Source organism: Streptomyces sp. NPDC014995 (assembly GCF_043080745.1).
Taxonomy (GTDB): Bacteria; Actinomycetota; Actinomycetes; order Streptomycetales; family Streptomycetaceae; genus Streptomyces.
Genome location: NZ_JBIBVX010000004.1, coordinates 103259 through 115839, shown reverse-complemented (window position 1 = coordinate 115839; position 12581 = coordinate 103259). Strand labels below are relative to the sequence as shown.

Below are 12581 nucleotides of genomic sequence, written 5' to 3'. Positions count from 1 at the left end.
GGCCCTCGTGCGTTTTTGCCATTCCGCCGGTCGGCCCCGGGCGTCCCCGAGGCCGACCGTTCTCTCGGGTGACCGGGCTGCTGTCCCCTGCCGTCCGGTCACTTCTCTGGAGCGAGGTCCCACGACGCACGACACGAGCCGAACGTCTCATCGCTCCAGTGAGCCACGCGTGGTTCTTCCGGGCCCGCCCCTGGCTGGAACGGACACCGGGACCAACGAAGCCGTCCGGGGCCGGTCACGCGCCGTACGGGTGAGACGGAGCGCGAACTCAGATGCGACCCCGGCACAGTTCGAGCAGCGTCATCGCGAGGGCCGTACCCGGCTTGCCGAGGGCGTCGCTGTAGTGGCCGAGGATCTCCATCTCGCGGGAGAGGTTCACCCGGCGGCCTCCGGAGGTGATCCGGGCCTCCTGGATCACGGCGGAGACGGCCATCCGTTCCTGGATCAGACCGATGATCCGGTCGTCGAGCGCGTCGATGCGTTCCCGGGCACCGGTGATCAGCCCGGCGGCCTCGTCGGTACGGGCGCCGGTCCTTTCGGCCGCGGTGACGGGCTTGTCGGCGACGGTGGCGGGGGCGGTGGCGGGGACGCTTTTCTCGGGGCCGCCGGCGGTGGCGGGGACGGTCCTGGCGGTGGAGACGGCGGTGGCGGTCATGTCGGGGCTCCTCGGAAGGGGTGCGGTGCCCCGGAACGGCAGGACCCGGAAAACGACAGGCGCCCCGGGCCTTGTCGGCCCGGGGCGCCTGGGAAGTCGCTTGGCGGTTCGCTCAAGCAGCACGACCATGGCAGCCGGCGGGCCGGGTGCCATAGGTAAAGACGAAGGTCGCGTGCGAAAGCATGCGGCCCAGTATGCACGGGGGAGGCGACCTGTCCAACTCCGGACGGTCGCACCCGGGCGCCGTCCGGGCAAGTGGGCCCGTCCGGCGCTCGAGGACGAGGCACGTTCGGGGCCGACGGCGCAGGCCCGGGGGCGACCGCCCCCGGCGACGCGACGTGACCCGCGCCCACCTCGGTAGAATCGGCTAGCACAGAGACCAGCCCAACCGCCGGAAGGCACCCCGTGTCATCAGCGACTCCCGCTGCCGCCGCCCCCGACACCGTCCTGGTCGTCGACTTCGGCGCGCAGTACGCCCAGCTCATCGCCCGCCGAGTCCGCGAGGCCCGGGTCTACAGCGAGATCGTCCCGAGCACCATGCCGGTCCCGGAGATGCTCGCCAAGAACCCGGCGGCGATCATCCTCTCCGGCGGCCCCTCGTCCGTGTACGAGGAGGGCGCCCCCCGCCTCGACCGCGAGATCTTCGAATCCGGCGTCCCCGTCTTCGGCATGTGCTACGGCTTCCAGCTGATGGCGCAGTCCCTCGGCGGCACCGTCGACAACACCGGCGCCCGTGAGTACGGCCGCACCGACCTGCACGTCTCCCGCGCCTCCTCCACCCTCTTCGAGGGCACCCCGGCCGAGCAGGCGGTGTGGATGTCGCACGGCGACGCCTGCTCCGCCGCCCCCGAGGGCTTCACCGTCACGGCGTCCACGGAGGTCGTCCCGGTCGCCGCCTTCGAGAACGACGAGAAGAAGCTGTACGGCGTCCAGTACCACCCGGAGGTGATGCACTCCACGCACGGCCAGCAGGTGCTGGAGCACTTCCTGTACCGGGGCGCGGGCCTCCAGCCGAACTGGACCACCGGCAACGTCATCGAGGAGCAGGTCGCCGCCATCCGCGAGCTGGTCGGCGACAAGCGCGCCATCTGCGGCCTGTCCGGCGGCGTCGACTCCGCCGTGGCGGCGGCGCTCGTCCAGAAGGCCATCGGCTCCCAGCTGACCTGCGTGTACGTCGATCACGGTCTGATGCGCAAGGGCGAGACCGAGCAGGTCGAGAAGGACTTCGTGGCCGCGACCGGCGTGCAGCTGAAGGTCGTGGACGCGGAGGAGCGCTTCCTCAAGGCGCTCGCCGGGGTCTCCGACCCCGAGGAGAAGCGGAAGATCATCGGCCGCGAGTTCATCCGCGTCTTCGAGCAGGCGCAGGCCGAGATCATCGCGGACGAGGGTCCGGCGGTGGAGTTCCTCGTCCAGGGCACGCTCTACCCGGACGTCGTCGAGTCCGGTGGCGGCACCGGCACCGCCAACATCAAGTCCCACCACAACGTGGGCGGCCTCCCCGAGGACCTCGAGTTCAAGCTCATCGAGCCGCTCCGCAAGCTCTTCAAGGACGAGGTCCGCATGGTCGGCCAGGAGCTCGGCCTGCCGGAGGAGATCGTCCAGCGCCAGCCGTTCCCGGGGCCGGGCCTGGGCATCCGGATCGTCGGCGAAGTGACGAAGGAGCGCCTGGACCTCCTCCGCGACGCCGACGCCATCGCCCGCGAGGAGCTGACGGCGGCCGGCCTCGACCGTGACATCTGGCAGTGCCCGGTGGTCCTGCTCGCGGACGTGCGCAGCGTCGGCGTCCAGGGCGACGGCCGCACCTACGGCCACCCGATCGTCCTGCGCCCGGTCTCCTCCGAGGACGCGATGACGGCCGACTGGTCGCGCCTGCCGTACGAGGTGCTCGGGAAGATCTCGACGCGGATCACCAACGAGGTGCGGGACGTCAACCGGGTCGTGCTGGACGTCACCTCCAAGCCGCCGGGCACCATCGAATGGGAGTAGGCCTCGGGTAGGGGTCAGGTCCGCTTGAGAGTCCGCACCGGCTCTCCGGGCTTCCAGACCTGGACGACGAGATACGTGTCGTCCTCGACGTAGGTCCGTACGACCTCCGTCAGCTCGGTGCGGAAGAGGTGGAACGGCTGCGGCGGTTCCACCTCTTTCACGTATCCGGTCCTGCTCTCCCCGTCCTCGACCTCGACGGCCCGCCCGCTGATCCGGACGTCGCCGCCGCCCATGCCGGTGCCCTCGCCGGGGTTGGCCTGGAGGCAGAAACGGGGGTCGCGGCGCAGGTCGAGGGCCTTGAGCGAGCCGGGCATCATGCCGAACCACAGCTCGCCGTCCAGGAAACGGACCTCCAGGCCGCTGGTGCGGGGGGAGCCGTCCTTGCGCAGGGTCGCGAGGACGTGGTGGGTGTAGGCGCCGAAACGGTCCTCGACGGTCTTCGCGAGTTCGGGCTCCGCTTCCGCGAACGCTGCCCAGTTCGCCGGCGTACGGAGCTCGGCCACGGGCTGATCGGCCATGGGGCCATCGCTTGCGGGGCGATCGGCCACGGGGCCAGCGGTTGCAGGGCCATCGGCCACGGGGTGCGGGCGCACAGGGTGAGGGGTCACACGGCGAGCGGTCATACGACCGAGTGTGGCGCCGATACCCGACATCTGCTGTCCGGTATTCCTCCAGGCGCTCGAGGCCCGGCTCGGACTCGTGCCGGGTGGAGCGTCAGACCGCGTGCGGCAGCGGCCGCACGTACCGCTCCCGGCCCTGTCCGTCCCGTACGAGCGCGCAGCCGGCCGCCGTGAGCCGTCCCGCGAGTCTCGCGCGCCGGGACGCGTTCAGGCGCAGCGCGCCCAGCATGCCCAGCGGCGTCAGGACGGCCAGCGGGAGCAGGACGGCGTACTCGCCGGTGAGGACGGCCAGCAGCAGGAACAGCGCCGCGGAGCCCCAGGCGATGGTCAGCAGCTGCGCGCGGTCGGCGGCCGCCTCCAGCGCCTCGTAGCGGATGAGGGTGGTGAGCAGGTCGACGTCCGCCCCCGCCTCGGGGACCGGGGTGAGCGAACCCGGCTGCATGCCGGGAACGGGGCGGCCGGGCCCGGCGTCGGGGAAGGCGGCCGTGGTGGCCGCGGCCCGCTGCCGGGCCAACGGGCCGGGATCGCGGACCAGCTGGACGTGCACCACCCGCTGCTTGCCGACCAGGCGGACGCTCTCGTAGCGGAAGCCGTAGCACTCGGCCACGTACGCCAGCGCGCCGAACGTCCGCCACTCCGCGAAGGGGTGGATGAGCTCGATGGCGTTGCGCGTGGCGATCTGGCGCATGAGGGAGTCGAGATGGCGGCCGGCGAGGGACAAGACATGCTCCACAGGTGACGGAAATCGTCATCTTCACACAACGGCTCTGCCCTTTTGCCCTGACCGACGGTAACTTCCGCCCCGTAAAGCAACCCAGTGCTGGAGGACCGATGCACGGGCCCACGCCGCCTGCCCCCCTGCCCACCGACCGGCTGAAGTTCGCCATGCCGCCGATGCACGAGTCGGTCGAGGACGAGCGGCGGCACCGCAAGGAACGGCTGGCGGGCGCGGTGCGGATCTTCGGACGGCTCGGCTTCGAGGACGGTGTCTCCGGGCACATCACCGCCCGCGACCCCGAGTACAGCGACTGCTTCTGGGTCAATCCGTTCGGGATGCCGTTCAAGCACGTCACCGTGAGCGACCTGGTGCTCGCCAACGCGGACGGGCAGGTCGTCGAGGGCCGCTACCACGTCAACCAGGCCGCGTTCACCGTGCACGCCCAGGTCCACGCCGCCCGGCCCGACGTCGTCGCCGTCGCCCACTGCCACTCGGTGCACGGCCGCGCCCTCGCCGCCCTCGGCGAACTGCTGGACCCGATCACCCAGGAGAGTTGCGCCTTCTACGAAGACCACGCGCTCTACGACGCCTATACGGGCGTCGCCGTCGACGCCGAGGAGGGCCGGCGCATCGCGTCCGCCCTCGGCACCCGCAAGGCGCTCGTGCTGCGCAACCACGGGCTGCTGACCGTCGGTGACTCGGTGGACGCGGCGGCCTGGTGGTTCCTCTCCATGGAACGCTCCTGCCAGGTCCAGCTGACCGCCCGCGCCGCCGGACGCCCGGTGCTGATCGACCACCGCGCGGCGGTGGCCACCCGTGAACAGCTCGGCGGCGACCTCGTGGCGTGGATCAACTACCAGCCGCTGTGGCAGGACATCAGCCGGAGCGAGCCCGACCTGCTGAGCTAGCGGCCAAGGACCCGCGGAGTCAGAAACCGCGCAGGACGACCGCCTTGGTCCGCGCGAACTCCTCGTCCGTCAGCACCCCGTCGCGGTGCAGCTCCCCCAACTCCCGAAGCCGGCGCAGCAGGACGTCGTGGTGGTCTGACCGCGGGGACGGGGCGACCGCCGCGCACGCGGAGCGATCCCGGTGCCCGTCCTGATGCCGGTCCTGATGCCGGTCCGGGTGCCGGTCCGGGTGTCCGTCCGCGTCCTGGTCCCGCCCGTCGCCGGTGCGGCTGGACGGGTGCGGCAGGCGGGCGGTGACCGCGGTCGCCACCAGCGCGGTCAGCAGATCGCGCCGCGCGCTGCCCCACAGGTCCAGGGCGTACGGGTCCTTCTCCGGCGGCAGTTTCGCGAACACCGTCTCGCGGGTCACGAAGCGCAGGAGGCCGTCCTCGTGGCCGGTGTTGGGCAGCCACTCGACCCGCACGACGTCACCCATGTTGATGACGCGCGGGCCCGTCGCCCGCTTCACCCGGTCCGCGCTGTCCGCCCAGTCGATGCGCACCTGGGTGCCGTCGAAGGAGACCGTGCCGTCGGAGGAACGCACGGACACCGGGACCGGCGGCCCGGGCACCAGGTAGGCCTTGGCCGGCTCCTTCGGAACCTGGTCGAGCAGCAACGCGTGCCGGATCTCCTCGGCGACGTACTCGGCGACCCCGGAGGCGTCCAGGTCCACGACGAGCCGGTAGGGGTCGGCCCTGTCGGGCAGGCGCCCGCCCGTCGCCTGCAACAGCGGATCGGCCCCCTCCCGCAACCGCAACCGCAGGCGGCCACGCTTGCGTTCGGGCTCGTAGACGATGCCGGCGACGGCCTCCAGAGGCACGGCGATCTCCCCGTACGTCTGCCGGAACAGCGGCACACTGCGGTGGAGCCCCGGTGTGATCCTCACCGTCGTGCCGTCGAAGGTCCAGGCCCCGTCACGCTGGATGATCTCGGCCATACGGACAATTCTCGCAGCCGGGTCAACACGGCGGACCCCGGATCACCCACGCTGACCAGACCTGCCGGAGGCAGAGGGTGTGCCGTAGGGCACAATGCGTCGTCGTCGCAGGGGAGTTGTTCGCAGGGCGGCGGCCCGATTCTCGGTGGGCCGCCGGTCGTGATGGTCGCGGGGAAGGCAGGCGTCGGACGTGGCGGTGCAGGAAGCGAGACAGAGGCCGGAACCGGCCGCGCACGAGGGCGGCTGCACCTGCGGGGACTGTCCGCACGGGGCACGCGAGGGGCACCGGCGCGCGGTCGCCGCATTCCTGCTCAAGCGCGACGAGTTCGCCGCCGGGCAGGGCCTGCCCGCCGCCGTCGCCCACTCCGCCTCGGCCTCCCGCCAGTGGGTGTCGGAGGAACTGACGCAGTCCGCGGAACTCGTCGCCGAACGCGGCCGCGCCGACGGCGAGGCCTGGCTCGCGCGCCTGTGGGCGCGTACCGCGGGCACGGTGTGGGCGGCGGTCGTCCTCCTGCTGCTCGTGCAGTCCCTCACCGCGATCGGCGCGGGCTGGACCACGGCCCGCACCGCCGGCCTGCTCGCCGCGCTCGCCGTCGCCGGCGCGCTGACCGCGGCCTCCTGGTTCCACCGGGCGCGCGGCGGCGCACTGGCCCCCGTCATCGGCGAGGACAACCGCCTGTCCACCTCCCGCGCGGTCGCCGCCGCCTGGGTGCTGTTCATCGCGTACGCCGTGCTGGTCCTGGTGGGCCGGCTGGCCGCCGCCTCCGGGCCCGCCGAACGCGACGCGTTGATCTCCGGTCTGGAACTGGCCCGCGGTGCCGGTGTGGTGACCGTCCTGGCCGTCGTCTGCGCGATCGCCGTGCTCGTGCGCCGGGTGGTCGGGCTGCGTGTCCTGGCCCAGCGGCTGCAGAAGGTCCGCGCGCACCGGCCCCGGGCCGCCGACCTGCTGACCGACGACGCGGGCCGCGGCACCTTCGCCGACATCCAGTACGTAGTGATCAGCGCCGTCGCCCTGGCCTTCGCCGCGGTACGCCTCGCCCGCCGCCCCGACCAACTGCCCGACCTGCCCTGGGGACTCGCCGTGGTCGTCCTGGTCTCGGCCGCGACCTACCTCGCCGGCAAGTACGCGGAGGGCGGCCGCCCCGTGATCCTCTCCGTCGTCCGCTCCCGCGAGGCCGGTGACCTGGACGCCCCGATCCGCACCGGCGACGACATCGAGATCCGTGGCGCAGGTTTCGTCCCGCCCGGCGCACAGGCCGCCGACCGCCTCTCCCGCATGGTCGTCCGCATCGGCACGGTCCACGTCCACGTCCCCCTCGTCCCCGTCACGGGCGGCTTCAGCAACCCCACCGACGCGGTCCTGACCGTCCCGGTCCCGGCGGAGGTCGAACCCGGCCGGGTGGAGGTGCAGGTGGTCACGGCGGCGGGCGTGGAGACGAACCGGTACGCGATCGACGTGACGGACTAGGCGGACGCGGGGGACCCGGCGGACCTCAAGGACGGGGCGGACCCAGCGGACCCAGCGGACCCGGGGGACCTCAAGGACCGGGCGGACCCAGCGGACTCGGGAGACCTGGCGGAACCGGCGGGCCCGGCGAAACAGGCCGTGCAGAGAGAGGGGTCCGAGCAGGCCGAGTACGCCCAGTAGGCGGAACACGCCGAGTAAGCGGAGTACTCCGAGCGGGCGGAGCAACGACGGCACCGGAAGGGGGGACATCTCCGACCCGGTCCGGTCAACCATTGAGCGCACCTCCCATTTCGTACGTATGGTCTGTTGAGGGGTCCCACCACGTCGGGCGAGAGGCGACCACGGGCGATGACTCACAGCATGCGAACGGACACCCGCTCTTCCTATCTCAACAGCGACCGCGACTGGCGGGACTCCGCCACCCGGTACGCCCTCCTCCCACTCCGCGTCTTCCTCGGCGTCACCTTCATCTACGCCGGCCTCGACAAACTCACCGACGGCGCCTTCCTCAAGGGCAGCGGTGCCGGTTCCATCGGCGACACCATGCGTGCCGTCCGTGACTCCTCGGCCATCCCGGCCCTGGTCGACCTCGCCCTGAGGAACCCCACCGGCTTCGGCTACGCCATGGCCTTCGGCGAACTCGCCGTCGGCATCGGCACGCTCCTCGGCCTCCTGACCCGCCTCGCCGCACTCGGCGGCGCCCTGATCTCCCTCAGTCTGTGGCTGACGGTGAGCTGGGCCTCGGACCCCTACTACTACGGCAACGACCTCGCCTACCTCATGGCCTGGATCCCGCTGGTCCTCGCCGGCGCCCCCGTCCTCTCCCTCGATGCGGCGTGGCGCAGTAGGAAGCGACAGCGGGCGGGGGGCTTCTAAGAAGTTCCGCCAGCCGCCAGACGCCAGCCGCCAGCGTCAGCCGCCAACTGCTGGCTGCCGACTGCTGGCTGGGGCGGCGTCGCGGCCTGGGTGCGGCGCGGCCTGGGTGTGGCCCGGGCTGGGTGCCGGGGCGGGCCGCCGTCCGCGCCCCGCCGGCGAGGAGACCCGGGGGTGCCGTCCCCAAGGAAGCCCTGGTCCCCGCCCTGCCCGACCCGGTGGATCCGCTCCGGGAGTGGCTCACCGGCGGGCGGACGGGCTGCGGACGTTCGGGCTCTGCGGCTTGACCGCTCCCCCCCGTCAGACCGCCGCGTCCGCGCCCGCCTGAGTGGGAGCAACCCGGCGCCGGCCCCGCCGTCTGCGTATGGAGCGGGTCAGCACTCCGATTGCCCCTGCCAGGAAGAGGCCGACCACCACCATCGGGATCACGGCGAACCACGGTGTCTCCCAGAGGCCGCCCGCGTCGCCCGCGTAGACGACACCCGCGAGGGTGAAGACGACGCCGGCCACCAGCCTGCCCGGACCGAACTCATGACGCAGCACGGGCCACCTCCACCTGTCCCGCCCCGACCTGGAGGTCGAGGTCGATCGTCCCGGCGTCCTTGCCGCCCGCGACCGGCGACAGGGTCACCTCCTTGTGCTTGCCCGGCTGAACGTCCACGTCCTCCTGGCCCTCGCCCGGCAACTGGATGTCGCCCAGACCCACGTCGATGCTCACCTTCACCGTCACGTCCGGCGGCACGATCACCCGCAGCCGGCCGACCCCCACCTCCGCGTTGGTGCCCACCGTCTGCCCCTTGGCCGGATCGAGCCGGGAGAGGTCCAGGGTGCCTTCGCCGGTGCCGAGGTCGTAGCTCTCGCGGACGTCCGCCACCGTCGCCGGCCGCCAGGTCCTGTCGACCCAGTGGGTGCCGATGTCCTTGGGCAGCGTGGCCGATCCGGCCAGCAGGCCCGCCGTGACGATCGCCAGGAACACCGACCCCGCTCCCGTACGCCCCAGGAACGAGCTGACCGCGATCCCCACGCCCAGCACGATGAGCGCGGTGGCCAGACCGGCCTGGAGGCTGGTGCCCAGCGGGTGCTCGTCCCAGGCGATCCGGGTGGCGAGACCGCCGGCGAGCGTCGCGAGGAGGAACAGCCAGCCGCCGATCCAGCGCGGGCCGCGTGGCTTGGGGGTGCGGCCGTAGGGGGTGCGTATGTCGTCGCGAGTGCTCCGGTGGCCGGTGAGACGTACGTCGACGACCGAGGTGATGTCGGGGGTACGGGAGTCCCGGGGGCCCCACAGGTAGCCCGTGCCGCCGTAGTGCGTGCCGTCCTTGACGATGGGGTCGCGCCACCAGGAGGGGTAGGCGGCCGGGACCGGTGGGGCCTGGGCCTCCGGCGGGGCGTCGGCGACGGCCTGTGCGGCGAGCGGGTCGGCGTCGGGGGCGTCCCGGTGCCTCGACCAGTACCCGGCGCCGGCCAGGAGAAAGGAGAGGACGACGGCGAAGGTCAGCACACCGCCGTTGTTCAGCATCGACAGGAAGACCCCGCAGCCGACCAGCGCGAACAGCACGGCCGCGAGGGCCTGCCCGTCCACCCGGCCGGTCAGCAGCTTGCGCACCTCGTTCTCTCCGTCGTCGGAGTACGGGACGAAGAGCCAGGCGAAGCCGTAGAAGATGAGGCCGATGCCGCCGGTCGCGGAGAGCACGGCGAGCGTGATCCGGAAGATCACCGGGTCCATGTCGCACTGCCGCCCGAGCCCCGCGCACACACCGGCGAGCATCTTGTGCTCACGGTCGCGGCGGAACTTGTGCGGGGGGCCGCCGAGGATGCCGTGGTCCTCGGGGGAGACGGGTGCCTCGGATGCCCCGGGTGGACTGGTGCCGGGGTGCGGGTGGGCGTTGGCGGTGCCGGTGCCGGCCGTCGCTGTCTCCTCGGTCACGTCTGCCTCTCCGGCCCCGCCCGGTTCTGCGGGCGCACCCTGTTCTCCGCGTACGCCCGCCCGCTCGTGCGCGCCCGCCCGCTCGCGTGCGCGCGGTTCCTCACCCGCGGCGCCGGAGGCGCCGGGGGACGGGATGGCCGCGTCGGGCGCGGTGCCCCCGTCGGGCACGGCGTCCGCGGCGTGCTGGTGATCTGCCATGGGTCCATGGTGGCGGGCGAGCCGCCCCGGCGGCAGCCGGAATGACCCTGGTCGGACCCTGATATCGGCCCTGAGCCGGCGCCCGGGAGGCGTTCGACGGGCGAGGGCGTCGAAGATCAGGGGCGTCTCGGGGGCGAACCCTGATGCCCGGGACAGGCGGCCGTGTGACCATCAGTGGCATGCCGGAAGCCGCAGCAGCGCCACTCGTCGAACCGCGGCCGCCGCGCAAGCTCTACCGCAGCAGCGACGGACGCTGGCTGGGTGGCGTGGCGCGGGGGCTCGCCGGGCATCTCGGGCTGCCCGTCATCTGGGTGCGGCTCGTCTTCGTCGGCCTGTTCCTGGCGGACGGCCTCGGCGCCCTGCTGTACGCGGCCTTCTGGTTCTTCGTGCCGCTCGGCGTCGGCGGTGTCGGCGGCCAGAAACCCCCCTCCCTCGTCGCCACCGAGACCGCGCCCGACGGCCGGCGCAGACTCGTCGCCCGCAAGCCGGACAAGGGCCAGATCGTCGCCCTGCTCCTCATGGTCGTCGTGGCCATGGTCTTCGTGGGCAATGTGAACCTGGGCAGCGGCGCCAAGGCGTACCTCCTGCCGGCCGTCCTCGTCGGCGCGGGCGTCGCCCTCGTGTGGCGCCAGGCGGACAACGCCCGCCGGGCCCGCTGGGTCGAGGTGGGCCGCAGACGCCGGACGCTCACGCTGCTGCGCGCGGGCGGCGGTGTCCTGCTGGTCACCGCCGGCGTCTCCGGCATCTTCGTCCTCCAGGGGTCCGCCGCCCACCTGGGATCGGTCCTGCAGGCGGCGCTCGCCGTCCTCGTCGGCATCACGCTGCTCGCCGGACCGTATCTCGTCCGCATGACGCAGGACCTCTCCGAGGAGCGTCTGATGCGCATCCGCGCCCAGGAGCGGGCGGAGGTCGCCGCGCACGTCCACGACTCGGTCCTGCACACGCTCACCCTGATCCAGCGCAACGCGGAGAACGCGAACGAGGTGCGCCGCCTCGCCCGCGCCCAGGAGCGCGACCTGCGCACCTGGCTGTACAAGCCCGAGGGCACCGGCAAGGACGAGGCCGACGAACCGACCACCCTCGCCGACGCGGTCCGGCACAACGCCGCGGAGGTCGAGGACAAGCACGGCGTCCCCATCGAGGTCGTGGTCGTCGGCGACTGCCCGCTCGACGAGCGGACCGCAGCGCAGATGCAGGCCGCGCGCGAGGCGATGGTGAACGCCGCGAAGTACGGTGGCGAGGGCGGCGCCGTGCAGGTCTACGCCGAAGTCGAGGCAAGGACGGTCTTCGTGTCCGTCCGGGACCGCGGCCCCGGCTTCGACCTCGACTCGATACCCGCCGACCGCATGGGCGTTAGAGAATCGATCATCGGCCGTATGGAGCGCAACGGCGGCACGGCGCGGCTGCGGGCGGTGCCGGGCGGCGGCACGGAGGTCGAGCTGGAGATGGAGAGGGCGGAGAAGACGTCATGAGCGACCCGACCGAGGCGAACGGAACGGCGGGAGCGGCCGAGGCGGCCGAGCCGGCGAAGGCCTCCGGCGACGGCACGGGCGGGCGCCATGTGCGCGTGGTCCTCGTCGACGACCACCGTATGTTCCGCACGGGTGTCCAGGCCGAGATCGGCCGGACCGAGGAGACCGGCGTCGAGGTCGTCGGCGAGGCCGCGGACGTCGACCAGGCGGTCACGGTCATCAACGCGACCCGGCCCGAGGTCGTCCTGCTCGACGTGCACCTGCCGGGCGGCGGCGGCGTCGAAGTATTGCGCCGATGCGCCGGGTTGATGGCCGACCCCGAGCAGCCCGTGCGTTTCCTCGCCCTGTCCGTGTCGGATGCGGCGGAGGACGTGATCGGAGTGATCCGCGGCGGCGCCCGGGGCTATGTCACCAAGACGATCACCGGCGCCGATCTGGTCGACTCCATCTTCCGGGTGCAGGAGGGCGACGCCGTCTTCTCGCCCCGCCTCGCCGGTTTCGTCCTCGACGCCTTCGCCTCCACCGACGCCCCGCCGGTCGACGAGGACCTCGACCGCCTCACCCAGCGCGAGCGCGAGGTCCTGCGCCTCATCGCCCGCGGCTATGCCTACAAGGAGATCGCCAAGCAGCTCTTCATCTCCGTGAAGACGGTCGAGTCCCACGTCTCGGCGGTCCTGCGCAAGCTCCAGTTGTCCAACCGGCACGAGCTGACACGGTGGGCCACCGCCCGGCGGCTGGTGTGACACCGGGCGCGGGGCGCTGACCGGGGGCCGCGGAACTCCG

12 protein-coding genes are annotated in these 12581 nt (G+C 72.6%); 6 read left to right on the top strand and 6 right to left on the bottom strand.

What is annotated here, in order from left to right:
- Nucleotides 1-268: 268 nt before the first annotated feature.
- Nucleotides 269-655 (bottom strand): chorismate mutase, encoded by a 387-nt coding sequence (locus tag ACF1A1_RS10125; protein ID WP_391647411.1) that lies wholly within the window; start codon nt 653-655, stop codon nt 269-271.
- 405 nt (nt 656-1060) lie between these two features.
- On the opposite strand from ACF1A1_RS10125, the gene guaA reads away from it, so the two are divergent.
- Nucleotides 1061-2641, top strand: a complete 1581-nt coding sequence (gene guaA, locus ACF1A1_RS10120; RefSeq protein WP_391647409.1) for a glutamine-hydrolyzing GMP synthase — start codon at nt 1061-1063, stop codon at nt 2639-2641.
- A gap of 14 nt (nt 2642-2655) precedes the next feature.
- Here guaA and ACF1A1_RS10115 read toward each other — a convergent pair whose 3' ends face one another.
- Together ACF1A1_RS10115 and ACF1A1_RS10110 are read right to left on the bottom strand one after the other, a co-directional pair.
- Nucleotides 2656-3159: a pyridoxamine 5'-phosphate oxidase family protein gene (locus ACF1A1_RS10115; RefSeq protein WP_391647407.1), complete on the bottom strand. Its 504-nt coding sequence runs from the start codon at nt 3157-3159 to the stop codon at nt 2656-2658.
- A gap of 196 nt (nt 3160-3355) precedes the next feature.
- Entirely contained in the window at nt 3356-3982 is a 627-nt protein-coding gene (locus tag ACF1A1_RS10110) for a hypothetical protein (RefSeq protein WP_391647405.1), read from the bottom strand.
- Between the two features lie 110 nt (nt 3983-4092).
- On the opposite strand from ACF1A1_RS10110, the gene ACF1A1_RS10105 reads away from it, so the two are divergent.
- Nucleotides 4093-4887 carry a class II aldolase/adducin family protein gene (locus ACF1A1_RS10105; RefSeq protein ID WP_391647403.1) on the top strand — a complete coding sequence of 265 codons (795 nt, stop codon included), beginning with the start codon at nt 4093-4095 and terminating at the stop codon, nt 4885-4887.
- A 19-nt stretch (nt 4888-4906) separates the two neighbouring features.
- On the opposite strand, the gene ACF1A1_RS10100 is transcribed toward ACF1A1_RS10105, so the two are convergent.
- Entirely contained in the window at nt 4907-5863 is a 957-nt protein-coding gene (locus tag ACF1A1_RS10100) for a DUF4429 domain-containing protein (RefSeq protein WP_391647401.1), read from the bottom strand.
- Nucleotides 5864-6053: 190 nt separating this feature from the next.
- Here ACF1A1_RS10100 and ACF1A1_RS10095 point away from each other — a divergent pair, with 190 nt between their 5' ends.
- Complete coding sequence (locus ACF1A1_RS10095; protein WP_391647400.1) at nt 6054-7331, top strand: hypothetical protein; 1278 nt, start codon at nt 6054-6056, stop codon at nt 7329-7331.
- A 348-nt stretch (nt 7332-7679) separates the two neighbouring features.
- Nucleotides 7680-8207, top strand: coding sequence for a DoxX family membrane protein (locus ACF1A1_RS10090; RefSeq protein ID WP_391647398.1), 528 nt, complete (start codon nt 7680-7682; stop codon nt 8205-8207).
- A 297-nt stretch (nt 8208-8504) separates the two neighbouring features.
- On the opposite strand, the gene ACF1A1_RS10085 is transcribed toward ACF1A1_RS10090, so the two are convergent.
- On the bottom strand, nt 8505-8747 hold the full coding sequence (locus tag ACF1A1_RS10085) for a hypothetical protein (protein WP_391647396.1): 243 nt from the start codon (nt 8745-8747) through the stop codon (nt 8505-8507).
- Nucleotides 8734-10326, bottom strand: a complete 1593-nt coding sequence (locus ACF1A1_RS10080) for a PspC domain-containing protein (RefSeq protein WP_391647394.1) — start codon at nt 10324-10326, stop codon at nt 8734-8736. Before ACF1A1_RS10080 ends, ACF1A1_RS10085 begins: the two co-directional genes overlap by 14 nt.
- Nucleotides 10327-10505: 179 nt before the next feature.
- Here ACF1A1_RS10080 and ACF1A1_RS10075 point away from each other — a divergent pair, with 179 nt between their 5' ends.
- Both ACF1A1_RS10075 and ACF1A1_RS10070 read left to right on the top strand, forming a co-directional pair.
- Entirely contained in the window at nt 10506-11798 is a 1293-nt protein-coding gene (locus ACF1A1_RS10075; protein ID WP_391647392.1) for a PspC domain-containing protein, read from the top strand.
- A complete protein-coding gene (locus ACF1A1_RS10070; protein WP_391647390.1) occupies nt 11795-12541 on the top strand; it encodes a LuxR C-terminal-related transcriptional regulator in 747 nt (248 codons plus the stop codon). The genes ACF1A1_RS10075 and ACF1A1_RS10070 overlap by 4 nt, the downstream gene beginning before the upstream one ends.
- Nucleotides 12542-12581 lie beyond the last annotated feature (40 nt).